Origin of the sequence: Litchfieldia salsa (assembly GCF_900104555.1) — a bacterium.
GTDB classification, from domain to species: Bacteria; Bacillota; Bacilli; order Bacillales; family Bacillaceae_L; genus Litchfieldia; species Litchfieldia salsa.
Map to the genome: position 1 here is coordinate 14,278 of NZ_FNJU01000020.1, position 25,037 is coordinate 39,314.

Genomic DNA, 25,037 nt, shown 5'->3' on the forward strand with positions numbered 1-25,037 from the left:
TTTCGACAATTATTGACTGTATACTTCCGGTTTTAGAACTCCTATGTATGGAAGATTTCGATATTTTTCAGCGTAATCAAGACCATAACCAACAACGAATTCATCCGGTACAATGAACCCTACATAATCTGCTTCGATCGGTGCTTTTCTACCAGTTGGCTTATCTAATAATGTGACAATCTTGATTGATTTAGCTTTACGATATTTAAAAAGCTCCACTATGTAACTTAATGTAAGTCCACTATCAATGATATCTTCTATTACTAAGATATCTCTACCCTCAACAGAAGTATCTAGATCCTTTAGGATTTTAACTTCTCCCGAGGATACCATACTATTTCCATAGCTTGACACGTCCATAAAGTCCATTTCTAAATAAGTATCCATTCTTTTTAGCAAATCACCCATAAATGGCATTGCACCTTTTAGGATACCAATTGCTAATGGAAAACGGTCTTGATATTCTTCAGATAATGCTTTACCTAGTTCTACTACCTTTTCTTGGATTTCTTGTTCAGAATAAAGAATTTTTTCAATATCTTGCTTCATAATTATGATTGCCCCCTAGATTTCGTTGCTTTGTACTGTAACAGGATGTACTTGTCTTTTAAAAGGTTACTTGCTTCATATGATGATTTTTTTAATAAAGGAATCCATAATATTGTACCTTGTGAATCAGTGACGATTGGCCATAATTCTCTTTGGCCTCGATCTACTTTTTTATCAATAAAGATATCTTTTACCTTTTTCGTTCCCTTCATGCCTTTTTGTGTCATTTTATCTCCAGTTTTTCTTGACCGAACATACAAAGGAGGCACTACTGAATCTGGGTCAATAACAAAAATATGTTCTCCCTTAAATTCTTCTGGGTAGTATCCCCGAGTTTCGCTAACCAATTCGTACCCATTATTACATTCAATTACCGAATCTTGCTCGATAATGAATGAATATGGCTCGGTCTTTTTTTCAAGAAAACTAAAATGACAATCATCATAAGAACGGATAATTCGTAATCCTAATGGAAAATGTAGGATTCCTGACGGATGTTCGTTAGCCAAGAAAGATAACAAATTATCAATATGTATTGAATTGAGGTCTGGAGAGGTATCCTTATAAAGATATTTTAATATTAGTTGAATCCCTCTTCTTTGTAAAGGTTTAGGCATTTTACTATAATTGCTAACACTGATAGAGACTTCATCTTTGTCTTGCTTTCTTATTACTGTATTCAATTTATCTTGAGTTAATTCCTCTAACAATGCCTCATCTTCGATAAGTTGCTCACTGTATTGTTGAAAACGCAGATGAACCTGTTGATTCTCCTTTTTAAAGAAGGGAAGTACATGATTCCTAAAGCGATTCCTAGTATATTTATCTTCCTCATTACTAGGATCATACCGTGGAACTAAATCATGATTGGTACAATAAGACTCAATATCGGATTTATTCAAACACAAAAACGGACGGATAAGATATCCTGTCGCAAATACTCTCTTAGCCCTCATTCCTGCACGACTATAAGATGAACCTCCTCTAACCATTCTCATTAAAATGGTCTCAATCTGGTCATCTCCATGATGCCCTAGAGCTAAGTAATCCCCTTCATACTTCTCCATCATCTCTTTAAAGAACTCATAACGGCAATCACGTGCAGCAACCTGTGAACTAACTCTCATATCCTCTTGATATTTCTTCACATTTATTTGGGTAGATTCAAAGGAGATATCCCTTTTTCGACAAAATTCTTTCACACTCATAAGGTCTTGTTCAGATTCCTTTCCTCTAAACATATGATCAACATGAACAGCTAGGAGTTTGTTATTCGGATAGTTTGTCCATAAAAAGTGAAGCAACGCTAATGAGTCAGGTCCACCTGACACGCCTATAAGTACAGTTGAATTTTCCCTTAATAAGGAGTTCTTGGTTATAAAATCTTTCACCTGAGATATATTCATATAATCAAATCCTTCATCTAAAGGCCCTTAAGCTAATTGGGTATTATCTTATCGTACCATCCCAATTCAATAATCTGCAAAGCTTTTCATCCTTAATTACAATAACTGACCATATATATATAGAATATACCCTAAAAAGACCATGGTTATGATTAAAAAGGTTTCAACAAGACCTTTGTTTTTTGACGGAGGATGCTGTTTTTTCACCGATACTCGAGCTTGTCTATTTACTGGTTGCTTACTCTTTGCTTTATTATTCTTACTTTTCGAGTGTATATCTGTTCGACTAATGGACTGTACTAACTCTTTCCTCATTTCACTTGCTTGTTGATACTTGCCATCTATCGCTCCAAACAAAACTCTTTCAAACTTCTTTAATTGCTCGTTAGAGATAATCAACTGTTTCAATTGATCTTTTCCTTCTTGATTGCTTATTCGAGAAAACCTTTTTGGATAGACTGAATTGATAATGATCATCGCCACCGCAAATAAATCATAGGAGGGTTCTGCTTTACGTGTTCCAACACCCCAATACCCACGGTCGTAAAACTCAGTAAACTCTTTAATAGATCTTCCCTGAATCGTTGTGCCCCCCACATCAATACAACGTATTCTAGGAGGATGACCCGTTACAATTAGATTATCTGGTTTAAGGTCACCGAATACCCATCCTTTTTGATGAAGGACTTCTAAATCTGTTAATAGCTGCAAACATAAGATACCTGTCCATTCTTTCCCACGCTTTTCAATAAAAGTTAAAAAGGTGTCACCCTTTATATATTCCATCGCATAAAAGGGAACTGTTTGACGCAGATCTTGCCTATACCAATCATCTACATCTAGCAAAGAAGGCCCTAGGGCAGACCCCTGGACCTTTGAAAAATGCTTTAATACATTTACTTCAGAAGTAATTGACATACTATTTTCACTGATTTTTAATGCTATGAGACCCTCATTTGTTTCAGCTAAGTAGACTACGCCATTTGCCCCATATCCTAGTGGCTTTAAGATTTTATATGACTTTTTATGCCACTTTCCTGTAATGATTGTACTCGGTCTAACATTACATACCTGATTCTTCGTAGTATTGTTCATCACGAGAAATCAAACTCCTTAACGAACGTTTTTTCTTGAAGTATGTTAGTGCTTCTCGAATTGCAGGACCTGTTGGTGTGATACCTCCAGTCGTCAATTTCGGGAAAATACTAGACAATGATTCAAGGTTAGGTGTCCAATCTAGCACTTTTTCGACATCTTTCCTTTTCCCAGGAAATATAAAAACTGAGAATTGATTATCACCCATTCGCGCATTGAGACTTAAAGATAAATCTAGTAAAGCTTCTTTAACGGTCGGTAATTTATGTTTCATACTTGCACTTGTATCAACTAACACTAGAACCTCTAATTCGACAGTTTCTCCTAACTCATCAACAACCTCCATTACCTCACCACGTTTTTCAGGTGGTAAATCCTCCATTGATGTCTTGCCGCCTAATATTTGTTGGAGTTCTTTATTTACGACACCTTGTAATGTCTGTGTCATTGCCTTCCTTGTTACCATTTGGACAGTGTGTGATAACTGAGTTGAGTATACAACCTGACTTACTCCACCACTTGCTAATGCAATACCTTCAATCTCTTGCAAACCTTTTTCATCTATTGTATCTTCTTCTAATACTCCGATTACATTTACAGTCACACCTTGTTCTTTTGCCAAGGCTGCCATTGCTAGTGGATCCTCACCTTGGTTTGAACATCCATCAGTTAGTAATAAAATTTGTTTTAATGAACCTTTTTGCACCCTTCTTCCCCTCCTAAGTAACTTGTAGTACCATCATTGACGGGAAAAGGGAAGTTTAAACCTTAAAATCTATCCTTTTTCTAGTAAAATATCATTGAACTTTTCTATGTGAGTGTTGAACCGGAATGGCTGCCCATTTTGGTATATTTCTTTTAATCTTCGTAACCACAACTGTCATATCGTCCTCAATATGCCCTGAACGGGTGCGAATGACCTCCTCCATAATAAGGTCTGCAATTTCCTGAGGGTCTTCGGTTTCAATCTCTTTGATTTTTCTTTTCATCCATATATCATAGTTTTCTACATGCTTTGGACCTTCAAAAATCCCATCACTCATCATAATCAGAATATCCCCAGCCTTCAATTGCTCACTAACCACATCCACTTCAAAGTCTTCAATGATTCCCATTGGAAGGTTACTTGCTTGGACTCTATTAATCCGCTCTCCCCTTTTAATATAACTTGGAGTTGAACCAATTTTTAAGAATTTAGCACTAGCGTCCTGTAAATCAATCACAGCCAAATCTAGTGTGGAAAAAATTTCATCTGTTGTTCGTAAAGAAAGGATGGAATTAACTGATTTAATCGCCACCTTTTCTTCAATGCCTGTTTGGAGAATCTTTTGCAATAACTTCAATGTCTCGTTACTTTCATGATGTGCTCGCTCTCCATTTCCCATTCCATCACTAATGGCAACAGCATATTTCCCAACACCTAATTCAATGGTAGAATAGCTATCACCAGAAACAAGACCTCCCCCTTTTGCTGCATGTGCAATACCGGTATCAATCACAAACGCTTTCGTTGAGCCGAAGGATACATGACAATACCCATTTGGATAGGAAGCACAATCCTCCTGTTTAACAACAACTGTTTCATTTAATATATTCGATAACATTGGAGCTACTAACTTCTCACATTCTCCACTTCCATTGCAATAAGGGATACTCATCTCAATATCTATATTTCCTTGTTCTAAGCTATATATTTCTACATGCCCAATTTCAATCCCAAATGAATGAAGAGCTTCTAAAATCTGTTCTTCCTGCATGTGGTGGTTCTCTCGTTCTCTTTGTATTTCCTTTGCAAAATTATTCATTACCTGTGATACACCTAATAACTGATCAGCAACTAATTTTCTACTTTCTTGTACCTGCCTTTTCAACTTTTGATTTGCTTGAAAATGGGTTAATTCCTGATCAATAGCCTCAATGACTTTCTTTGATTTTACACAATGCTTGTCCCATTCTCTCGTTAGTGTGTAGTTATATTGAATAGAATCTGTATCTAATTCATGCATAATATCTTTCATATAATCATAGGTTGTACTAAAGTTCTTTGCCCAGCATACTTCCTTCTTAAAGCAAGTCTGACATGTCTTCTCTGTCACATTACTTAAAAAATAATCAATTTCTCTATCCTTATCATCAGTTTCAACAGGTGTACCATATTGCGAAAAACTATTGGAAAGAGCCTGAAATACTGTTGAAAACTGCTCTACCCGATTTGCAGTTACATCCCTAATCTTACGTAAATACTGTTGTTGCTCTGATGAGTATTCAGCAGTCCCAGGAATCATTTTTGCTAGTTTAGATGTTAAGAAGCCTGGAGTGATTAAAAATAAAGAAATGGCTAATAATGATTCATACATTGTTGATAAAATTTCAGTATTCCCTTCACCATAAAGACCCAGCAATAGGGAACTAATTAACAAACCGATTGAAACGCCTATTTTCTTACCTTCTTTTAACAATCCGCCTAGTAATCCTGAAAATGCAAGGAGACTCATTTGGTATAAACTCGTAACATTTGCAAGGCTCAAAATAAGCCCTGTTACAACACCAACCGTTGAACCCATGGTTGCACCTGCTACAAAGGCAAACAATAACACTAAATATCTAGACATTATATTTTCTAGCGATAAGTCATAAATAGTCCAACCAATTGTACCTGTTAATACAGACGCAACTAAAATAATCATGCAAATCACTTCTTCTGTTTTTAGCGAGTGTCTAGGTTTCTTTAAAGTTAATAATGGAACACTTTGCAAGAAAATTAATGTTAAAATAAAGCCCAATCCTGATTCTACTCCAGCCATCATGCCGTCATAAACTGTAATTTCTCCTGCTGTTACAAATGTAACCGCTAATTTAGCAATCAATGATGCTATTAACACCATTAATGGTAAAACCTTAATAGCCTCTACCTTTAACTTTTTGATGACTTGCTGTGATAAGACAAATATGACAATTCCTATAAACGTATAAATCGTACTATTTACGGATGTTGTCATGGCTCCAGCCAATAATGATAAAAAGGCAAATCCAACTTTATCCTTTTTCATAAGAAATACAGTTGCAAAAAATGGGAGAGCAAAAGGTGTAATTTCCGCAAGAATAATTGCTCGTCCAAGTAAAAAGCCGACCAGGATTAATAACAACCCTTTATGCATTAATAGATGCTCTATTTTAACCTGTAGTCTCCGAATCATTTGGGACAAGTTACTTTGAGTTTTTCCTATATCTACTTCTGATATTGGATCCATCAGATTCCGTTCCACTCTTTCCATCGTAAACACTCCCCGTTTTAGATAGTTGATTGTAATTATACAAACCTTTAAGTCAGGATTTTGTCAAAACAACAGGACAACTATTAAAAATCATTCGACTGTATTACAAGAAATACTACAAATTCATAGAGACTTAGGTGATTTTCTATGATATATATAGCAAAACTATTCAAAAAAAGTAGAATCATGATAGATGGATGACAAATTATATGTAGAAAGGATTTCCACTCCAGGAGCGATCTTTCAAAAATTTAGATAATAGCTAAAAAAAAAGAGACATTTCCTAACTTACAGGAAATGTCTCTTTGCTTTTGTTTAAGATGACCCGTACGGGATTCGAACCCGTGTTACCGCCGTGAAAGGGCGGTGTCTTAACCGCTTGACCAACGGGCCAATTTATTAGATTTAAATATGCGAAATGGTAGCGGCGGAGGGAGTCGAACCCACGACCTCACGGGTATGAACCGTACGCTCTAGCCAGCTGAGCTACACCGCCAAGGAAATGTCGATCAATATGATTTCTCAAATCACAAAATCTATCATACATTTTGATTGTACATCCGTCAATATAAACTACTAAACACAGAATAATTAAATTATTAGCATCGTAAACAACTAGATTTTCGTTAAAAAAAGAGCATTTAAAAAAGCACCCCATCCTGGATAGGGTGCTTTAAATCTATAAAAAAGAATGAATATTTGCAGCAAGTTTAACCTCTTTTGGCTCCTCGGCCACCTCTTTTTGATTCCGTATGACGCTTGAGGGAAGATAATCGTTCTTCACTATCTTTTAAAAACCGATTCATCTTTTGTTCGAAGTTTTCCTTGGGACGTTGGTCATGATTACTCTTGTTATGACCTCGAGGATTATTTGTCCGTGGTGGACGTGGTGTTTCTTTTGCCTTCTTAATTGATAAGCCAATCTTACCGTCTTTTTCCACGTTCATTACCTTTACTTCAACTTGATCTCCGACTTTTAAATGCTCATTAATATCTTTAACATAATTATCTGCAACCTCACTAATATGAACAAGTCCCGTTGAGCCTCCAGGCAATTCCACAAACGCACCGAAATTAGTAATACCTGTTACTTTCCCTTGTAACTTGCTGCCTACTTCGATTGACATAAAAAAAATGCTCCTCCTTAAGATATAAAAAATCACTTACTTACATTATACAAAAATGGAAAAACGAGTGTCAATTTGACGTGGAGTCGTCCGCAATCTTGAATATGATCTCTCCTTCTTTTGAAAGAAAATAGTCTTTTCTCGCAATTTTTGCAATGTACTCATCATCATCAAGCTTAATGATTTCCTCTTCTAACATTACTTGTTGTTCCTTAAGACTAGCAACCTCTTTCTCTAGTTCAAGTTTCACAAGTCGATTTTCTTCAATTTTACTATTTTGCGATATTAGTGTTGAAACAAACCCATAAGTAATTAACAATCCAAGGACGGTGAAAGCGATGAGTCGACGAAATAATCCACGGCGTTTTCTAGCAATTGCTTCTTCCTGTTTGTTATGTGCATTGATGTAATTTGATTGTAGTTGTGCGAGATTTCCTTTTTGTGATGCACTCATCGAGCTTATGCCCCCTTAAGACTTTCTGATCTTTTTCCATAGTTTATGAATGATATGTTTCATATTCTGTAACTTTTGATTAATTCCTGCAAATTTATAGAAATATTTTTCTAAAACTCTTCTTATTTTAATCGGAATAAGCTTCCAGAGCAATAGACCAATCCATTTAAATGGTGCAAATATAATTTTTAGAATAATGATCATTGCTTTAAGTAAAAAATTTGCTAGGATTACTATGAAATTGAAAATACCTAATAGCAGGACAATAATAGACTGAACCATTCCCCTAATTGGCCTTATGATTACAAGACGAAATGCCTTTTCAAGAAAACGATATGTTCCTACCATAAATTGTATAAACACTTCTAGACCCCTATTATACCACCCTTTAAGAATACTTTGGTATGCTGCATATCCACATACTAGGGCAATAAATACATAAAAACGTAGCTCTCCTTCATTCACTAAAAGCAATGTATAAAAAATGATCAGTCCTTGAAAAAGCCAAAATAATAGATCATTGATGAAAATTACCCAATGTGCACGCTTTGGTCGCTTTAAAAAGCGACCATACGTGTCAAGTGCAGCTCCTAACCAGCTACCCATACCAACCATTGCCAACATCGTATAGAACTGGGTAGTTAAACTCATTTAAACAGCTTGCTAAAGAATCCTTTAGCCTTCTCCGCATGCTGTTCGTCTAGGTAGCTGATATCATATACTTTCCCTTTTATAGAGACGATTCCTTTTTCCACATCTAAGTTTTTCATTTGTAAATTTTGACCTCGGATCGCCAAGAAACCCATCACTGTTTCTAACAAAAATTCTTCATTATCAAAGCTTTCTACTTGCTTAACACCCGTGATATCTAGAACTCTTCTACCCCTCATTACCACATCATGTTCTTGTACAGTCCCTTTGTTAGAAGATCCAGCTTCGTAGTACTGATTCATATTCATCCCCCACATATCTTTTATGAGTGGTCATTAGAGTGCCCCATTCAATAGTCTTTGTAAGACATCTCATCACTCATTTTAGTATATATTTATGTGGATACAGGATTATTTAGAACAAGCCTTTATTCTCCAACCTTCTCTTCTCTAAGAATTGTAAACATGTTTTGAGCATCTTCTTTCTTAGTGGATTCTTGAAGTTCATTAATCTTTGCAACGACAATCTTTTGCCCAAATTTAATTGATAATTCATCTCCAACCTTCACATTTGTACTTGCTTTTGCAGCAATCCCATTAATGGAAATTCTCCCTTGATCTGCAACCTCTTTTGCTAATGTGCGACGTTTAATTAGCCGAGAAATCTTTAAAAATTTGTCTAATCTCATTATGATCACTTCTCTTTCCATAAGTTAAAGGCCCTTTTGTTTAGCCTCATTCCATATCCCATCAAGCTCATCAAGTGTCATATTCTCCATTTCTTTTTCCATGGATTGAACTTTCTGCTCGATATATAAAAATCTTCGATAAAACTTATCATTTGTCATGATGATTGCTTCTTCTGGGTCAATTTCATAGAACCTTGCTACATTTACAAGCGCAAATAAAATATCTCCAAATTCAGAAATCATTCGTTTCTTCTGATCCTCATGTTTTCCCTGAATAGCTTCTTTAAATTCTTCTATCTCTTCTTTTACCTTCGCCCACATTGGATCAATTTCCTGCCAGTCAAAACCAACTTTTCCTGCTATTTTTTGATATTTAAATGCTTTCATTAGTCCTGTAAAGCTTTTTGGTACATGATCAAGGATTGATTCAGCCTTCTGTTCACCCTTCTCACCTTTTTTAATTTCTTCCCAATTCTTCACAACAGCATCTGCATCTTCTGCAATCACATCACTAAAAACATGAGGATGTCTGCGTATCATCTTTTCTGTCACAGTTTTAATGACATCGTTGATGGAGAAATATCCCTCATCCTCTCCGATTTGTGCGTGAAGTACAACCTGTAACAGAACATCTCCTAATTCTTCCACCATATGTGCATCATCTTCATTATCAATTGCTTCTAATAATTCATAAGCTTCTTCCAGAAGGTATTTTTTAAGAGATTCATGGGTTTGTTTTTGATCCCATGGACACCCACCTGGACCTCTTAACGATGCAATAACCTTTTTAAAGGTTCTAAAATCATGGGATAAAACATTCGTATCTTTAACAGGAGGAACATAAATACTTGTTAGATTACTTAGTTCGATCCCTCGATCTAATTCATACAAAGGTACCTTATTGATGACCTCATCCTTACTTCCAACAGCTGTGACGATAAAGACCTCATAATCATCAGGTAATTGTTCCATTAATGTTAGTTTGACATGCGAGGCAACCATCCCATCATACACCTGACATATAATGATATGCTGTGTCAGCTGCAATTCGTCATATTCAAAGGTGAGTCCATCAAGAAATTGAAATCCTTCAATTGGATCAACCTGTAATGAAGTAAATAATGGGTCTATAAAGCTTTGTCCACCCTCTACTTCTACTAAGAAGTGAGAGTCCTTCTCCTTGCTAATTAGGAGTTGCACTGTTTTCTCAGCCACAAACGGGTGTCCTGGAACCGCAAAGATGATGTCCTTTGTTCTGGCTTCTTCAATTAATCTAGCCACAATCTCTTCATATACATCCAGAAATTGATCATTGCCCTCATAGATATGGTCATAGGATTTATACACTAGGCCCTCTTGCTCTAATTCATAAATAACGGGATGTTCTTTCGTTCGTAAAAAAAGATGTTCTGCATTCATAAGTCTCTTATAGATGCCAAATGGCAGTTGGTTTAGGTCACCTGCCCCAAGGCCAACAATTGTTATTCGATGTTTCATATGTACCTCCTACTTTCTAAATGAAATAAGCTTTTCTCCCATCGGAATAATTGAGAGCTCTTCATCAGTAAATACTTTTCCTTTATAAATTGCTATGATATATACGATACCACCAAGGATTACGCCAGAAATTGAACTAAATGTTGCTAGTAAACGTGATTCGTACGGTTCAAAGAACATGAAAGACAATATGAAGTAATAGCCCTTTATCGTTAAAAACATAATAAAAGCTGAGACAATTATTTTAAAAAGGGGCTGATATGTAATGAATTGCACTGAAACTTTCCATCTTAATACCATCCAATGTAGGAGAGCGATAACAAGAAACGCAAGTACAGTTGCTAATGCAGCCCCCATTGATTGATATGTTGGAATAAGAATTGTATTTAACCACCATTTTACACATAACCCACCTAAAACAATCACTGCAGATATTCCAGGATATCCTAAGCCTTGTAATATAGGTGAGATCGTTAAAGCTAGAGATGTGAAGATGATGGAAAAGGATAATAAAAATAATACCCCTGTGCCAGAACGATCCTGAAATAGCATGATATTGGTTGGTTCAATAATACAAGCTAAACCAACAGCTGCCCCTATTCCCACCATTAGGCTTAATCGAATCGAGAGGTTTACTTTTTTATTAATAAAATTTTCATCCCTTCTTTTCTTCGCACTTGAGATTAATGGAACAAGAGCGAGAGACAAAGAAGTCGCTACAACAGTACCGAGTTGAATTAAAGGCTGACCACGATCATATATTCCTTTCATTTGCTTTGCTGCCGTTTCAGCTAAACCACTAGATAACAACAAAGAGTATAATGAAAAAGAGTCAATCAATTGAATTAAAATGAGAATAAGTCCACTTATACATATTGTAAATCCTTGTCCAAGTAATAACCTAACAACTTCAAAACTAGATATTGTCGATGTAATTTGTTCTGTTTCTTTGCGTTTTTTCGTACGTAAAACAAAATATACTAAAATAAAGATTGCGGCAAATCCACCTGTTATCGAACCGAAAATTGCTCCTGCGCCTGCAATATAGACACTGTATCCTTCACTTAATAACAAGTAAGAAAGAAACAGAATGGTACAAACCCTAATCATCTGCTCTGTTACCTGTGAAAGCGCAGTGGGAGTCATCGTGCTTTTCCCTTGGAAATAACCACGTAATACTGAAAGAATTGGAAGAAGCAAAAACGAAAATGAAACGACCTTTATTAAAACGACTAAATCAGGATCTCCCATAAAGAGAGCAATTTTAGTAGCACCTAAATATAGGATTAGAAAAAGAAATAGTCCGATTATTGTCAGTATGTAAAATGAAGTTATTAGTATTTTATTAATTCCAGCATAGTCCTGTTGTTCATCTTTCTCTGCAATGATTTTGGAGATCACCACAGGAAATCCATATGTAGAAAGCACAATAGCAATGCCGTTAATTGGATAAACCTGTTGATAGATATAGAAACCGATATCTCCTGCAATATTCTGATAGGGTATCCGATAAAATGCGCTGAGTATTTTTATAAACAGTCCCGCTATGGTTAAAATAAATGCACCTTCCCATAACTTCTGTCTTATAGTTCGATTATTATTATCTTCCATACCCATCTCCTTCACCCACTAATATCCCAAGTATTATACCATAACCATCCTTTCATTTAGTGTCTTATTCCACACAAAAAGGTAGCATGACTGCTACCTTTTTAAAATTAACCCTTATTATTGTTCCATTTGGCGAGCTAAAAAGCCTGCTGCTGTTTCGACTGCTTTCTGCTCTACTTCTCCAAGTGTTTTATCCTTAGATAAAATCACTACTGCACCGATTGGATCACCATTTGCTACAATTGGTGCAATCGTATAAGAAGAAATCGTTTCTTCATTTCCATCAACGATAGCTACTTCTCTTTCACCAACTTCAAGTAATGAACTACGGTCTTCCATTGATTTCTCAATGACTTCGCTAATATTTTTACTTAAATAGTCTTTTTTAGATCCACCAGCCACTGCTATAAAGTGATCTCGATCACATATTAGGATTGTTTGACCCAGACTATCATATAATGCTTCCGCATATTCTTTTGCAAAATCACTTAATTCACTGATTGGTGAGTATTTCTTCAGAATTACTTCACCATCTCTGTCTACAAATATTTCTAGTGGGTCTCCTTCTCTAATACGCAAGGTTCTACGGATTTCCTTCGGGATGACTACTCGACCTAAATCATCAATTCGACGAACAATTCCAGTTGCTTTCATTCTTAAGTTGCCTCACTTTCATCTGATGATTAAAATTTTACGGTGATTGTATTTATGTCTTGCTTTTGAATAAATCACCATTTGCTGTGATGTGTTTAGTATCCTTCACACGCAAAGTTCTATTCATGATGAAAGCTTTTTTTTCTCTTTTAGTGAAAAAACCCCAATTTAAGAATAGCCAAAAGAAGAAATAATCATACCAAAAAAATTTTTCTTTTTTATATTCGTATAGATTATTTGCTGTTAAAGCCGCAGGCTGAATACACTCCGCGTCCGGCGGGTGACCAGTGAGCCTCCTCGTCGCTAGGCTCCTGCGGGGTCTCACTTTGGCCACTGATCCCGCTGGAGTCTCCGTGTATTCAGCCTGCTTGTGTTACTACGGTTTCAATGTTTTACGTCTAAAATAACAAACTTTGAGAAAACTGCCTTTTTACAAGTTGATTTTCATCAAAAGACATTAGGTCATTTTTACGTTTTCCTTTTTTACTTCAGCAAGCCCTTGTATCATTTTTTGTGAAACTTCGAGCCATTTGTCAGTACTAACACCCTTAAGATGAAGGACAATTTTAAGGCGACTTCCTTCCATTCCTAGACTAATCATGCGACCAAACTCATTACTTAAAAGGAATAACTTCTGCCCATCAATAGTTTGGCTCCCTGCCTCAGAAATAAGAATCGTTATTTCTTGTTTATTCTGCTTAATGGATTCAACCTTCTCTATAGCCGCATATACCTTCATTTCAGCAATCTTAAACAGCAGTTCCACTTCTCTTGGATAGTCTCCAAATCGGTCGATCATCTCTTCTTTTAATTCTTCAATATCTTCAGTAGAGCTAATTGTTCTAAATCGCTTATACATCTCTATTTTCTGATGACCATCTGAAAGGTAAGCATCTGGGATATATGCATCGAGTTCTAAATCAATTTCAACGTTTATTTGTTTCTCAACCGTTCCATTTCCTCGTTTTTCTTCAATCGCCTCTTTTAACATTTGAGAATAGAGGTCAAATCCAACTGAGTCAATAAAACCGTGCTGTTGAGCACCTAGAATATTTCCTGCACCTCTTATTGATAAATCACGCATAGCAATCTTAAAACCAGAACCTAGTTCAGTAAATTCTTTAATAGCCTGAAGTCTTCTTTCTGCAACCTCAGTTAGTACCTTATCCTTCCGATGAGTAAAGTAAGCATAAGCAATTCGATTTGATCGACCAACTCTTCCTCTTAACTGATAAAGTTGCGATAAACCCATCCGGTCTGCATCATGGACAATTAAAGTATTTACATTCGGTATATCTACACCTGTTTCAATAATAGTAGTGGTCACTAACACATCATACTGGCCATCTAGGAAATTTAAAATCACAGATTCTAGTTCATTTTCTGTCATCTTCCCATGTGCATAAGCTACCCTTGCATCTGGAACGAGCATTGAAATTTCTTCAGCTTTTCTTTCAATATCCTCGACACGATTATAAAGGAAATACACTTGGCCATCTCTTGCAAGCTCCCGCTCAATCGCTTCGCGCACTAGTGCACCATTATATTCAACTACATAGGTTTGAACAGGATATCGATTCTCTGGTGGTGTTTCAATAACAGATAAATCACGAACACCTAGCATGGACATATGTAAAGTACGTGGAATAGGTGTTGCTGTTAAAGTTAATACATCAATATTTGCTTTTAACTGTTTTATTTTTTCCTTATGTGTGACACCAAACCGTTGTTCTTCATCAATTATAAGCAAACCTAAATCTCTAAATGTAATATCCTTAGAAAGAATTCGGTGTGTACCTATTACAATATCAACTGAAGAGGTGCCCAATCCTTTGATCACTTCATTTTGTTGCTTTCTCGAACGGAATCGACTTAAAAGCCCGATCTTTATTGGGAAATCCTGAAAACGTTCACGAATGGTTTCATAATGTTGTTGTGCAAGAATCGTTGTTGGAACTAAGAAAGCTACTTGCTTACCATCCATGATTGCTTTAAATGCTGCCCTAATCGCAACTTCTGTTTTCCCATACCCAACGTCCCCACATAATAGACGATCCATTGGACGCTCATTCTCCATATCCTGCTTGATTTCATGGATAGATCTTATCTGATCTTCTGTTTCTTGATATGCAAATGCTGTTTCAAACTCACGTTGCATATCTCCATCAGGAGAATATGAGAATCCTTTGCTCGCCTCTCTCTCGGCATACAGTTTGATTAAATCATCTGCAATATCTTGTACCGAGGATTCAACCTTTTTCTTAACCCTTTTCCAATCACTTCCACCGAGTTTGTAAATTTTCGGTTCTTTTCCTTCAGATCCAACATACTTCTGAACCTGGTCAATCTGCTCTACTGGAACATAGAGTTTATCGGTACCTTGATATCTAATATTTAAATAATCCTTATGAACACCGTTAATCTCTAGTGTTTCAATACCTAAGTATTTTCCGATCCCGTGGTTTACATGGACGACATGATCACCTATTTGGAGCTCAGAGTAACTTTTAATTCTTTCTGCATTAGAAAGTTTTTGCTTTCTTTTACTCTTCTTTAAGCGCTTCTTAAAGAGTTCCTCTTCTGTAATGACCGCTAACTTTTGAAGAGGTAATTCGAAACCATCATTTAAATCACCTAGAACGATATGGACTTTCCCATGAGTTAGTTCAGTATCGGTTCCAACCGTTACACCTTCTATTTCATAATCTTCCAATACCGCTTGTAATTTTTTGACTCGATCCTCATTTGATCCTAAAAGTACAACGGCATGATTCCCTTTTTTCCATCGTTCAATTTCTGTCTTTAAAACATTCATTTGTCCATGAAAATTTTGCATTTGTTTACATGACAAATTTAGGATATTCTGCGGATTCGTGTGTGGGACATGTCGTAAAAACAAAGAAAAATAGATATATGGTTGTTTCGACTTTTGTATAAACGTAGTCATATCATGTGAAAAATTCATTCCTTGAATGACTTCACCCTCTTCAAGAAGGTTTGTATACCACTCAGCTTCCTCTTTATCTAAGTGATCAGACATTTCAAATATCCTACTAATCTCATCAAGGATAACTGCACCATTTTCAGGAATATAGTCTAGCAAACTAGCAGGCTTCTTATAAAAGAGGGAAATATACTTAAACATCTGTTGAAAGTGCTGCCCACTTTTAAGTAATTCCAGTTCGTGGTTTATATTCTCTACCAGTTGTTCTTTAAGGCTTTCATTCTTTAGCTTTTTTAAGCTCTTTGAAAGTCCCGCTTCTAACTGTTCAATTCCCTCTTCAATTTGATGCTTATCTAATAAAATCTCTGTAGCAGGTCCAATCATGATTGAACTTAATTTTTTCTTAGAACGTTGGTCCTCAAGGGAAAAAGTTCTAATTGAATCGATTTCTGTATCAAATAGTTCAATTCTTAAGGGATCTTCTTCAGTTAAGGGATAAATATCAACAATGCCCCCACGCAGGCTAAATTCGCCTGGGGTTGCAACCATTGATGTTCGTTCATATCCCATCTTAATTAATTGATCTAGAAGCTTTTCTAGATCAACATCAGCTCCAACCTTGAGTTCAAGCTGACTTTGAATCCATTGAGTTTTACTAGGAAGATATCTTTTCATTCCTGCAACAGGGGCAATCACAATCCCTCTTTTGGATGCACTCCAATAATTTAAAGCTTCCATTCTTTGTCCTTTTAATTCCGGACTCGAAATTCCAATCTCAGAGGCAATGAGTTCGTTGACTGGATATAAGAACACCTCATCTTCGTTGACTAATGTAGTCAAATCTTCATAGAGTTTTTGGGCTTGAAAGAGATTATGAGTGACTACCAATAACGGTCTTTTTGTCTCTTTATATAATGCAGCAATTAAAACTGTACGTGCTGATCCTGATAATCCAGCAACTAACTGCTCTTTTAATCCACCGTCAATTCCACTTAAAATAGATTTTATTTCTTCGTTTTCTATAAAATATTTTTGTATTCCAGCTAACAAGCTTAAACCCCTCCTCCCTATTAACACTATAGGGTATCAAAAATCGCATTAAAGGCTCTTATTAAATACTATTAAGAAAAGCCTCGTTACAACAAAAACAGAAAAATGCTTTGGTGGTTGCCAAAGCGAATTACTACTGAATGAAACGTTCATATTGATGTAAATCTGGATTGCGGTCCAATGACTCTTGACAATCCTCACAAATGGTTGTTACATGTATGTCACCTGTTGATTCATAAGTAATCATATCTTGTCTTTCTTCATCCGTTAATTGATGAAATCCAAGGCTATCACTATACAATGACATACGATCTATACTTCCAACCTTTACCCCACAATGTCGACAAAAGTAATGAAGTGCCATATTAACTTCCTCCTTAACTGTACAATCAATAACAGAACTATTTTTTTCCTATTATGAACAGTTAAGTGGATCTTTATTCATCGTACCACTATTTTATAAGTAGAGTCTAATTAATATTTCACTCTTTATAAATTAATGACAAGTTTAGCTATTATATTCATTCATTACTTGTAAAAAAGGTGTGTTTAGCCATTTTTCACAAGCACTAGCAGACTTCATGACTGAGTCTCTTACATCCTGGGCTTCTTCAGGTAAAAAGCGTCCTAATACATAATCCGGTACTTTCATTCCGTTTTTAGGTCGATCGATCCCTATACGGATGCGATTAAATTCCTGTGTGCCTAAATGAGCAATAGTCGACTTTATCCCATTATGCCCACCAGCACTTCCCTTAGTCCGTATTCTAATCTTTCCTATCGGTAAATCTAGATCATCATATATAACTAACAACTCTTCAATTGCAATATCATAGTAATCCATGATTGCTCTAATTGATTCACCAGACAAATTCATATATGTAAGTGGTTTTAAAAGCAGGACCTTTGTTCCAGCGATATTTCCTATCCCATAGATCCCTTTATGTTTTGCTTGATCTAATGAAATTTCTAAGCTATTAGAAAGTTCATCAATGACTTTAAATCCAATATTATGTCTAGTTTCTTCATACTGCTTCCCTGGGTTTCCTAGACCAACTATGCATTTCATTATAAGCCCCCCTTTTCCATTATATATAAAAGGACTGACCCATTAGGAAAGTGTCTTGTACACATTGACCGTCTCTTGAGCGAAATTTGATTCCGACAAGGATCATGTGGTACAAGACACTTAAAGGTCAGTCTACATTTTATTCACCAGCTGGTGGTTTTTCTTCGCGTCCTTCTACCGATTCAGGTATTCCTTCTTCTTGCTCTTCACCAGTACTAATCTCTTCTTCTTGTCTTGGAGCCAGTATAGATGCGACAACCTGCTCCTTATCTTGAAGGATTTCATATGAGCCTGAATGAGGGATATCACCTACAAGAAGCGTCTCTCCAACTGCTAAACCACTAATATCAATGTCGATTGATTGAGGAATGTCAGATGGAAGGGCCTCGATTAAGAGTTGATGAAGGGGTTGCTGTAGGACACCTCCATCTTTTACTCCTATTGCCTCTCCAATTAAATGAATGTTAACATCGACTTCAACTTTCTCAGACATATTAACAATTTGGAAATCTGCATGTAGGACATCACCTTTAATGGAGTCCCTTTGAATTTCATGAACCATTACAGGATGCTGTTCAGTATTAACATTAAGATTAATAATTCCGTTTCTACCAGTTTCCCTAATTGTTTTGAGAAAATCTATACTATTGATGTAAATTGGTTCACTTGTATCAACGCCATTTAAAATAGCTGGTATATTTCCCTCTTGTCTAATCTTTCTTATATTTGATTGTTTTTCACCTGTTCGTGGTTTAGCTTCTAAAGTAGTTGCCATATTGCCTCACCTTCCTGAAGTTAATTTATCTTGATATATATAAATTAACCTAAACAGGCATGGTCTAAACAAAATGTTTAGAAAAGCTTAATCAAAAAGAGTACTTACTGATTGGTCTTCATATACTCTGATGATCGCTTCACTTATTAATTTTGCAACTGATAATTCCACAATCTTATCAATTTTCTTTTCTTCTGGTAATTCAATTGTGTTTGTAACAACGAGTTCCTTAATTTGAGAATTTTGAATTCGTTCAATTGCTGGACCAGATAATACAGGATGTGTACAACACGCAAATACTTCTGTTGCACCATTTTCAATCAAAGCATTTGCAGCTAAAGTAATCGTTCCAGCTGTATCAATAATATCGTCAATAAGAATCGCTGTTTTACCTTCAATATGACCAACAATATTCATAACTTCTGCTACATTAGGGCGTGGTCTGCGCTTGTCAATGATCGCAATCGGAGCTTTTAGACGATCCGCCAGCTTACGAGCTCTTGTTACACCCCCATGATCAGGAGAGACGATAACAATATCCTTAAGTTCTTTACCCATGAAGTAGTCAGCTAAAATTGGAACACCCATTAGGTGGTCAATCAAGATATCAAAGAACCCTTGAATTTGAGGAGCATGTAAATCCAAAGTAATAACTCGAGTAGCTCCAGCCGTTTCTAAGAGATTAGCAATTAGCTTAGCCGTAATCGGTTCTCTAGCCCTCGCTTTACGGTCTTGACGTGCATAGCCATAGTAAGGCATTACAATTGTAATTGTCTTTGCTGCTGCACGTTTCAGAGCATCTATCATAATTAATAATTCCATAATGTGTTCATTAACAGGACCACTTGTCGACTGAATTACGAAAACATCACAACCACGAATACTCTCATCGATATTAATCTGAATTTCACCATCACTAAAACGGTCTACTGAACATTTACCTAGACCTATTCCAACTTCTTTTGCAATTTCCTCAGCCAAACTGCGGTTAGAGTTTAGGGAAAAGATTTTTAAACTAGAATTTAAATATTGTTTCGGCATGTTAATTAAAGCCTCCATTAGGAATTATTCTTTTTTATTTAACTTATCTACATACTCTTCTTTATTTACTTGGCGAGCTCTTGCAATTGATAAAGCTTTGCTCGGTACATCTTTATTTATGGTTGACCCTGCCGCAATATAAGCACCCTTACCAATTGTTACTGGAGCAATTAAATTGGAATTACATCCAACAAACACATGATCTTCAATTTTTGTAAGATACTTCTTTTTACCATCATAATTAACAGTAATTGTTCCACAGCCCATATTTACCTTTGCCCCTACTTCTGCATCACCAATATAGCTTAAATGTGAAGCCTTACTTCCCTTGCCAAATACAGCTTTCTTAATCTCAACAAAGTTTCCAATCTTTACTTCATCATGAATCATTGATTCTGGTCTAATATGTGCAAATGGACCAATCGTAACATCATTTCCGATATTGCTATTATGTGCAACTGATTGTCGGATAATCGTTCTTTCGCCAATCTTACAAGCACTAATTTCTGTATGTGGTCCAATCTCACAATTGGCTGAAATTTCTGTTTCATCAGAAATAATAGTTCCAGGAAGAATAACAGTATCCTGCCCTATCAATGCCCCCGCTGAAATATACGTATTAGTAGGATCAATGATCGTAACACCATTAAGCATATGATGTTTATTAATTCTTAATTGCATGGTTTTCTCAGCCTGACTTAAGGCATATCGATCATTAACACCTAATGTTTCTGAGAAATTTGGGGTTTGGTACGCGGAAACGATGTGACCTTGATTCTTTAATATTTCGATAACATCTGGTAAGTAATATTCACCTTGTACATTTTGATTAGATACATTCTTTAACGCATCAAAGAGTAACTGGTTATCAAAGCAATAGGTGCCAGTATTAATTTCACGAACAGTACGCTCTTGTTCACTTGCGTCTTTGTGCTCAACAATTTTCTCTACATTCCCTTTTTGATTGCGAATAATTCTCCCATATCCGGTTGGGTCCTCTGCAAAAGCAGTGAGAATTGTAGCCTTAGCACCTTCATTCTCATGATGCGTAAGTAACTCCTCCATCGTAGTTGAAGTAATTAGAGGGGTATCACCACAAATAACTAGTGTCACTCCTTCTTTCCCTTCTAAGATCGATGAGGCCTGCATGACTGCATGTGCTGTACCTAGTTGTTCCTCCTGTAGGGCATACTCACTAACTTCACCTAGCTGTGACTTTACTAAATCTGCTCCATGGCCAATAATCGTAACTAGCTTCTTAACATTCACTGCTTGCACTTGATCAACGACATGTTGTACCATAGGTTTTCCACATACTGGATGTAACACTTTATATAATGTTGATTTCATTCTTGTTCCTTGACCTGCTGCTAAAATCACTGCAAACCGATTTGTCATTTAGAGGCCTCCAATAACCTTTTTATCCATTACGAATATATCTTAAATACCGCGCTTTTTCAAGGAAACAAGTAAAACTCTATAAATTAAGTTTATTATTTTGTGCAGAGTTGAAAGGGAGGCATGTATATTATTAGTGGAATAATTGAAGGGGTTTTGAAAATTTTTGTATGGCCCCAATAAAAAAGAGCCTATACTTTTATGTAGGCTCCTCGATGTATATGACTAAATTATGATGCACCAGCTTCTTCAAACTCTACTTCTAATTCGCCTAAACGGTGATACTCTGCTAGTACAGCATCTTGAATTTTCCCTCGTGTACTAGAGTTAATCGGATGGGCAATATCTCTAAACTCTCCATCAGGAGTACGCTTACTTGGCATTGCAACAAACAAACCATTGTTTCCATCAATTACACGAATATCATGAACCACAAATTCATGATCCAATGTAATCGAAGCAATTGCTCTCATACGGCCTTCGGTATTAACACGGCGTAATCTTACGTCAGTTACTTCCATTCTGTTCACCACCTTTTCCATTGATAATAAACAAAGATAAAACTTAGTTATACTATTCAACGGAAATTCTTTATCTCCTGCAAAATCAGAAAAAATTTTTAATATTTTTCAAAATTTGGTGAACAAATGGAAATTTTGATAGTAACTATTATTTTACAAGTGCGATTAATTCGATTTCAATTAGAACATCTTTAGGTAAACGAGCAACTTCAACACAAGATCGAGCCGGCTTATGAGTTGAAAAGTATGCTCCATACACCTCATTGATAGCAGCAAAATCATCCATGTTTTTTATAAATACAGTCGCTTTTACTACTGTTTCAAATGATGCACCAGCAGCCTCTAACACTGCTGATAAATTTTTAAATACCTGTTCCGCTTGCTCTTTTACTCCACCTTCAATCAACTGACCTTCAGCTGTTAATGGGATTTGTCCTGAGCTATAAAACATGTTATTGACAACGATTCCTTGCGAATAAGGTCCAATAGCTTGTGGTGCAAAGTCTGTTTGAACAACTTTCATGATTATTCCTCCAATTCTTCATCAACCTGATTTTTGATTTCCTTTATATCTTTTAAAAAGTGGAAATAGTTACCTAAGTCTACCTGTATCTGCTTCTCTTTGACATCAACACATGTTAATTTAATTAGTGATATGTACTCGTCAACTAGACGTTCCTCAGTATTTTCCGATTCGACCAATACACCAATTCCCGCAACTTTTGCATTGAATTCCTCAAGTATACTAATCATTCCATTAATAGTGCCGCCCGCCTTCATAAAGTCATCAATAATGAGAACCTTCGAGCCCTCTTGTAGACTTCTTTTTGCAAGCACCATCGTTTGTATTCTTTTTGTTGATCCTGATACATAATTAATACTAACTGTAGAACCTTCAGTAACCTTACTGTCTCTTCTTACAATGACTACAGGAACATTTAAATAGTTAGCGACAGCATAGGCTAAAGGGATTCCCTTTGTAGCAACTGTCATAACAACATCAATTTCTCGGTCTCCATAAACAGAAGCATATAACTTTCCAATTTGATTAACTAGCTTTGGGTTCCCAAGTATGTCTGTTAGATAGAGATACCCACCTGGTAATAATCGCTCTGGCTTAGCTATCTGTTCACATAGATTTTCTATAAAAACCTTTGCCTCTTGGGACCCTATATGAGGAATATATCTAACTCCACCAGCTGCACCTGCAACAGTAAGTAAAGTACCTATTCCTTGCTGCTCAAATGCTTGTTTAATGATTGTTAAATCTTCACTAATAGAAGATTTCGCCGAATCATACCGATCTGCAAAATAGGATAGAGATACTAGATGCTGTGGATGTTCAAGTAAGTAATTCGTCATATCAACAAGCCTACCGCTACGACGGAATTTCATTTTTCTTCCACCTCCATAAAATCCGAATATTTAATAGTAAATATACCACCATTATACGGATTTAATCAAGAGTGTTCCGTTCTCCGATCAAACGTACTGCATATACTTGATCACAGAAGCCTCGAAGTCCATTATAAATCCTTTGCATCCTTGATTCATGTTGAACAAGACCAAATACGGTAGGACCACTACCGCTCATTAAAACTGCATCCGCACCAAACTTTTTCATCTGTTCTTTTATATGTGCTACTTCCGGATGCATTTTTAGGGTAACATCTTCTAATACATTACCGACTAATTTGCAAATCTCACTATAATCATGCTCTTTAATGGCATTTATCATTCCATCAACATCAGGATGATTAACATGCTCTAATGAAAGATTTTTATAAACATCCGCAGTTGAGACACCAATTGAAGGCTTCGCAAGAATAATCCAACAATGTGGAGGTGACTCGATATGTTTGATTTTCTCTCCACGACCCGTAGCAAGTGCTGTTCCACCGTAAACACAAAAAGAAACATCCGAACCAATTTCAGCTCCTATTTCAGCTAATTCATCAATACTTAATTGAAGATTCCATAGTTTGTTTAAACCTCTTAATGTAGCTGCTGCATCACTACTTCCTCCAGCTAAGCCCGCTGCCACTGGAATAGTCTTCATAATGGTGATAGCAACACCTCTATTGATATTAAATCTCTTCTTTAAAAGGTTTGCCGCTTGAAATGCGAGATTTCTGTTGTCATCAGGTACATAACGACTATGGGAAACAATTTTAATTGTATCCTCCGGTATCTCAACAAGTTCAATCCTGTCAGCTAGATCAATTGTTGTCATTATCATTTTAACCTCATGATAACCATCAGAACGCTTTCCGATTACATCAAGTGCTAAATTGATTTTTGCCGGAGCCTTTACTAATAATTTCATTAAATCCACCTACTTCATCATTCACTTCATTAAAATTGCTTGGCTAAAGTCTTTCAACATCGATTAATCCGTCTATTTCCCACTCAATTTCATGTTATTACCCACATTGTACCATAAAATAAAGGAGAAATATCTCTACATTTCGACACCCTTACTATTGTAACCTTTACGCCACTTTTAACTTTGTTAAAAAACAGTCGAAGCAATGCCTCGACTGTTTAGGTGATAAGATGAATATAGGAACGAATTAGGATTTATTCTTATCATTAGCTAAGTGCATTTGTGCAATTTCTACTGCTCTTTTAACCATATTCCCTGCTTCATTAGCCTTTATTGCTCCCCAACCTTCATCCTTAACAGTATCGTAAAAGCCTAAATCTTTTGCTAATTCTTCTTTAAAATGATTTGTCATCAATCCTCTTCTTCTACTCATAGTCAAAGCACTCCTTTTTAACCAGAGATCGTGTATCTAAACGGAGATACTTTACTAGTATTTGAAGAGTGATCCTTAATTTATGTATCCGCTTTATTTATAAATAAACAAAAAGCAGCAAACCAAGGTCTACTGCCCACTTATCGCTAAATTCCCAGTTGTCTCATCAAAAAATGTAAGTTGAACGGTTTCAGTTAATACGTCTGCATAGCTATAAGATACTCTCTCGAATGAATTCTCATCCTGATCAAGTTCTATCACAAATACTGAGGGATATGTTTCCGCAAGTACTCCTGAGCGCTCTATCGTTTTTCTACGACCACCATTAGCTTTTAATGTAAGTCGTTTGCCAAGATTAAAGTCTAAATTCTTTTTAATATCCAGCAACGTTTTACCCATTCACTCCACCTCACTATTTGTATTATACCACTACACACCAAATCAGTCAAATAAAATTAAAATTATACCAGTGA

25 protein-coding genes and 2 tRNA genes are annotated in these 25,037 nt (G+C 36.1%); all 27 read right to left on the reverse strand.

Annotated features, from left to right (window positions below):
* Positions 1-9: 9 nt before the first annotated feature.
* The 27 genes from hpt to veg all read right to left on the reverse strand — a co-directional run bounded on the left by hpt (position 10) and on the right by veg (position 24,963).
* Complete coding sequence (hpt, locus tag BLQ56_RS21745) at positions 10-549, reverse strand: hypoxanthine phosphoribosyltransferase (protein WP_090859516.1); 540 nt, start codon at positions 547-549, stop codon at positions 10-12.
* A 2-nt stretch (positions 550-551) separates the two neighbouring features.
* A complete protein-coding gene (tilS, locus tag BLQ56_RS21750; RefSeq protein ID WP_090859518.1) occupies positions 552-1,955 on the reverse strand; it encodes a tRNA lysidine(34) synthetase TilS in 1,404 nt (467 codons plus the stop codon).
* A 96-nt stretch (positions 1,956-2,051) separates the two neighbouring features.
* Positions 2,052-3,053 carry a protein kinase domain-containing protein gene (locus BLQ56_RS21755; protein ID WP_090859520.1) on the reverse strand — a complete coding sequence of 334 codons (1,002 nt, stop codon included), beginning with the start codon at positions 3,051-3,053 and terminating at the stop codon, positions 2,052-2,054.
* Complete coding sequence (locus BLQ56_RS21760) at positions 3,019-3,756, reverse strand: VWA domain-containing protein (RefSeq protein ID WP_090859522.1); 738 nt, start codon at positions 3,754-3,756, stop codon at positions 3,019-3,021. The genes BLQ56_RS21755 and BLQ56_RS21760 overlap by 35 nt, the downstream gene beginning before the upstream one ends.
* Before the next feature lie 91 nt (positions 3,757-3,847).
* Positions 3,848-6,325, reverse strand: a complete 2,478-nt coding sequence (gene spoIIE, locus BLQ56_RS21765) for a stage II sporulation protein E (RefSeq protein ID WP_090859524.1) — start codon at positions 6,323-6,325, stop codon at positions 3,848-3,850.
* 321 nt (positions 6,326-6,646) lie between these two features.
* Positions 6,647-6,718, reverse strand: a tRNA-Glu gene (locus tag BLQ56_RS21770).
* 26 nt (positions 6,719-6,744) lie between these two features.
* Positions 6,745-6,821 (reverse strand) — tRNA-Met (locus BLQ56_RS21775).
* A gap of 214 nt (positions 6,822-7,035) precedes the next feature.
* Complete coding sequence (locus tag BLQ56_RS21780) at positions 7,036-7,452, reverse strand: S1 domain-containing RNA-binding protein (protein WP_090859526.1); 417 nt, start codon at positions 7,450-7,452, stop codon at positions 7,036-7,038.
* A gap of 70 nt (positions 7,453-7,522) precedes the next feature.
* Positions 7,523-7,906 carry an FtsB family cell division protein gene (locus BLQ56_RS21785; RefSeq protein WP_090859528.1) on the reverse strand — a complete coding sequence of 128 codons (384 nt, stop codon included), beginning with the start codon at positions 7,904-7,906 and terminating at the stop codon, positions 7,523-7,525.
* Positions 7,907-7,921: 15 nt separating this feature from the next.
* On the reverse strand, positions 7,922-8,557 hold the full coding sequence (gene yabQ, locus BLQ56_RS21790; RefSeq protein ID WP_090859530.1) for a spore cortex biosynthesis protein YabQ: 636 nt from the start codon (positions 8,555-8,557) through the stop codon (positions 7,922-7,924).
* Positions 8,554-8,859 carry a sporulation protein YabP gene (gene yabP, locus BLQ56_RS21795; protein WP_090859532.1) on the reverse strand — a complete coding sequence of 102 codons (306 nt, stop codon included), beginning with the start codon at positions 8,857-8,859 and terminating at the stop codon, positions 8,554-8,556. The genes yabQ and yabP overlap by 4 nt, the downstream gene beginning before the upstream one ends.
* A gap of 125 nt (positions 8,860-8,984) precedes the next feature.
* Positions 8,985-9,245 carry an RNA-binding S4 domain-containing protein gene (locus BLQ56_RS21800; protein ID WP_090859597.1) on the reverse strand — a complete coding sequence of 87 codons (261 nt, stop codon included), beginning with the start codon at positions 9,243-9,245 and terminating at the stop codon, positions 8,985-8,987.
* 24 nt (positions 9,246-9,269) lie between these two features.
* A complete protein-coding gene (yabN, locus tag BLQ56_RS21805; RefSeq protein ID WP_090859534.1) occupies positions 9,270-10,742 on the reverse strand; it encodes a bifunctional methyltransferase/pyrophosphohydrolase YabN in 1,473 nt (490 codons plus the stop codon).
* Between the two features lie 9 nt (positions 10,743-10,751).
* A complete protein-coding gene (locus BLQ56_RS21810; protein ID WP_090859536.1) occupies positions 10,752-12,353 on the reverse strand; it encodes a putative polysaccharide biosynthesis protein in 1,602 nt (533 codons plus the stop codon).
* A gap of 117 nt (positions 12,354-12,470) precedes the next feature.
* Positions 12,471-13,007 (reverse strand): stage V sporulation protein T, encoded by a 537-nt coding sequence (spoVT, locus tag BLQ56_RS21815; protein ID WP_090859538.1) that lies wholly within the window; start codon positions 13,005-13,007, stop codon positions 12,471-12,473.
* 457 nt (positions 13,008-13,464) lie between these two features.
* Positions 13,465-17,001, reverse strand: coding sequence for a transcription-repair coupling factor (mfd, locus tag BLQ56_RS21825; RefSeq protein WP_090859542.1), 3,537 nt, complete (start codon positions 16,999-17,001; stop codon positions 13,465-13,467).
* 133 nt (positions 17,002-17,134) lie between these two features.
* Entirely contained in the window at positions 17,135-17,365 is a 231-nt protein-coding gene (locus tag BLQ56_RS21830; protein WP_090859544.1) for an anti-sigma-F factor Fin, read from the reverse strand.
* Positions 17,366-17,509: 144 nt separating this feature from the next.
* Positions 17,510-18,070, reverse strand: coding sequence for an aminoacyl-tRNA hydrolase (gene pth / locus BLQ56_RS21835; RefSeq protein ID WP_090859546.1), 561 nt, complete (start codon positions 18,068-18,070; stop codon positions 17,510-17,512).
* 139 nt (positions 18,071-18,209) lie between these two features.
* On the reverse strand, positions 18,210-18,845 hold the full coding sequence (locus BLQ56_RS21840) for a 50S ribosomal protein L25/general stress protein Ctc (RefSeq protein WP_090859548.1): 636 nt from the start codon (positions 18,843-18,845) through the stop codon (positions 18,210-18,212).
* A gap of 87 nt (positions 18,846-18,932) precedes the next feature.
* Positions 18,933-19,886 carry a ribose-phosphate diphosphokinase gene (locus tag BLQ56_RS21845; RefSeq protein WP_090859550.1) on the reverse strand — a complete coding sequence of 318 codons (954 nt, stop codon included), beginning with the start codon at positions 19,884-19,886 and terminating at the stop codon, positions 18,933-18,935.
* Between the two features lie 24 nt (positions 19,887-19,910).
* Complete coding sequence (gene glmU, locus BLQ56_RS21850; RefSeq protein WP_090859551.1) at positions 19,911-21,284, reverse strand: bifunctional UDP-N-acetylglucosamine diphosphorylase/glucosamine-1-phosphate N-acetyltransferase GlmU; 1,374 nt, start codon at positions 21,282-21,284, stop codon at positions 19,911-19,913.
* Between the two features lie 230 nt (positions 21,285-21,514).
* Entirely contained in the window at positions 21,515-21,805 is a 291-nt protein-coding gene (gene spoVG, locus BLQ56_RS21855; protein ID WP_026562422.1) for a septation regulator SpoVG, read from the reverse strand.
* Between the two features lie 148 nt (positions 21,806-21,953).
* Positions 21,954-22,328, reverse strand: a complete 375-nt coding sequence (locus BLQ56_RS21860; protein ID WP_090859553.1) for a RidA family protein — start codon at positions 22,326-22,328, stop codon at positions 21,954-21,956.
* Between the two features lie 2 nt (positions 22,329-22,330).
* Complete coding sequence (gene purR, locus BLQ56_RS21865) at positions 22,331-23,200, reverse strand: pur operon repressor (RefSeq protein ID WP_090859555.1); 870 nt, start codon at positions 23,198-23,200, stop codon at positions 22,331-22,333.
* Positions 23,201-23,261: 61 nt separating this feature from the next.
* Positions 23,262-24,131, reverse strand: a complete 870-nt coding sequence (gene ispE, locus BLQ56_RS21870; protein WP_090859557.1) for a 4-(cytidine 5'-diphospho)-2-C-methyl-D-erythritol kinase — start codon at positions 24,129-24,131, stop codon at positions 23,262-23,264.
* Positions 24,132-24,378: 247 nt separating this feature from the next.
* The gene (locus tag BLQ56_RS21875) at positions 24,379-24,564 is read right to left on the reverse strand and encodes a small, acid-soluble spore protein, alpha/beta type (protein WP_090859558.1); all 186 of its coding nucleotides are present in this window, start codon (positions 24,562-24,564) and stop codon (positions 24,379-24,381) included.
* Positions 24,565-24,693: 129 nt separating this feature from the next.
* Positions 24,694-24,963: a biofilm formation stimulator Veg gene (gene veg / locus BLQ56_RS21880; protein WP_090859560.1), complete on the reverse strand. Its 270-nt coding sequence runs from the start codon at positions 24,961-24,963 to the stop codon at positions 24,694-24,696.
* Positions 24,964-25,037 lie beyond the last annotated feature (74 nt).

Excerpts from the sequence above, each read along its gene's own strand:
- hpt (WP_090859516.1), bottom strand. The coding sequence starts at position 549 with ATGAAGCAAGATATTGAAAAAATTCTTTATTCTGAACAAGAAATCCAA.
- tilS (WP_090859518.1), bottom strand. The coding sequence starts at position 1,955 with ATGAATATATCTCAGGTGAAAGATTTTATAACCAAGAACTCCTTATTA.
- spoIIE (WP_090859524.1), bottom strand. The coding sequence starts at position 6,325 with ATGGAAAGAGTGGAACGGAATCTGATGGATCCAATATCAGAAGTAGAT.
- BLQ56_RS21780 (WP_090859526.1), bottom strand. The coding sequence starts at position 7,452 with ATGTCAATCGAAGTAGGCAGCAAGTTACAAGGGAAAGTAACAGGTATT.
- BLQ56_RS21785 (WP_090859528.1), bottom strand. The coding sequence starts at position 7,906 with ATGAGTGCATCACAAAAAGGAAATCTCGCACAACTACAATCAAATTAC.
- yabQ (WP_090859530.1), bottom strand. The coding sequence starts at position 8,557 with ATGAGTTTAACTACCCAGTTCTATACGATGTTGGCAATGGTTGGTATG.
- yabP (WP_090859532.1), bottom strand. The coding sequence starts at position 8,859 with ATGAATCAGTACTACGAAGCTGGATCTTCTAACAAAGGGACTGTACAA.
- BLQ56_RS21800 (WP_090859597.1), bottom strand. The coding sequence starts at position 9,245 with ATGAGATTAGACAAATTTTTAAAGATTTCTCGGCTAATTAAACGTCGC.
- yabN (WP_090859534.1), bottom strand. The coding sequence starts at position 10,742 with ATGAAACATCGAATAACAATTGTTGGCCTTGGGGCAGGTGACCTAAAC.
- BLQ56_RS21810 (WP_090859536.1), bottom strand. The coding sequence starts at position 12,353 with ATGGAAGATAATAATAATCGAACTATAAGACAGAAGTTATGGGAAGGT.
- spoVT (WP_090859538.1), bottom strand. The coding sequence starts at position 13,007 with ATGAAAGCAACTGGAATTGTTCGTCGAATTGATGATTTAGGTCGAGTA.
- BLQ56_RS21830 (WP_090859544.1), bottom strand. The coding sequence starts at position 17,365 with ATGGCACTTCATTACTTTTGTCGACATTGTGGGGTAAAGGTTGGAAGT.
- pth (WP_090859546.1), bottom strand. The coding sequence starts at position 18,070 with ATGAAATGCATAGTTGGTCTAGGAAACCCAGGGAAGCAGTATGAAGAA.
- BLQ56_RS21840 (WP_090859548.1), bottom strand. The coding sequence starts at position 18,845 with ATGGCAACTACTTTAGAAGCTAAACCACGAACAGGTGAAAAACAATCA.
- BLQ56_RS21845 (WP_090859550.1), bottom strand. The coding sequence starts at position 19,886 with ATGCCGAAACAATATTTAAATTCTAGTTTAAAAATCTTTTCCCTAAAC.
- glmU (WP_090859551.1), bottom strand. The coding sequence starts at position 21,284 with ATGACAAATCGGTTTGCAGTGATTTTAGCAGCAGGTCAAGGAACAAGA.
- spoVG (WP_026562422.1), bottom strand. The coding sequence starts at position 21,805 with ATGGAAGTAACTGACGTAAGATTACGCCGTGTTAATACCGAAGGCCGT.
- BLQ56_RS21860 (WP_090859553.1), bottom strand. The coding sequence starts at position 22,328 with ATGAAAGTTGTTCAAACAGACTTTGCACCACAAGCTATTGGACCTTAT.
- purR (WP_090859555.1), bottom strand. The coding sequence starts at position 23,200 with ATGAAATTCCGTCGTAGCGGTAGGCTTGTTGATATGACGAATTACTTA.
- ispE (WP_090859557.1), bottom strand. The coding sequence starts at position 24,131 with ATGAAATTATTAGTAAAGGCTCCGGCAAAAATCAATTTAGCACTTGAT.
- BLQ56_RS21875 (WP_090859558.1), bottom strand. The coding sequence starts at position 24,564 with ATGAGTAGAAGAAGAGGATTGATGACAAATCATTTTAAAGAAGAATTA.
- veg (WP_090859560.1), bottom strand. The coding sequence starts at position 24,963 with ATGGGTAAAACGTTGCTGGATATTAAAAAGAATTTAGACTTTAATCTT.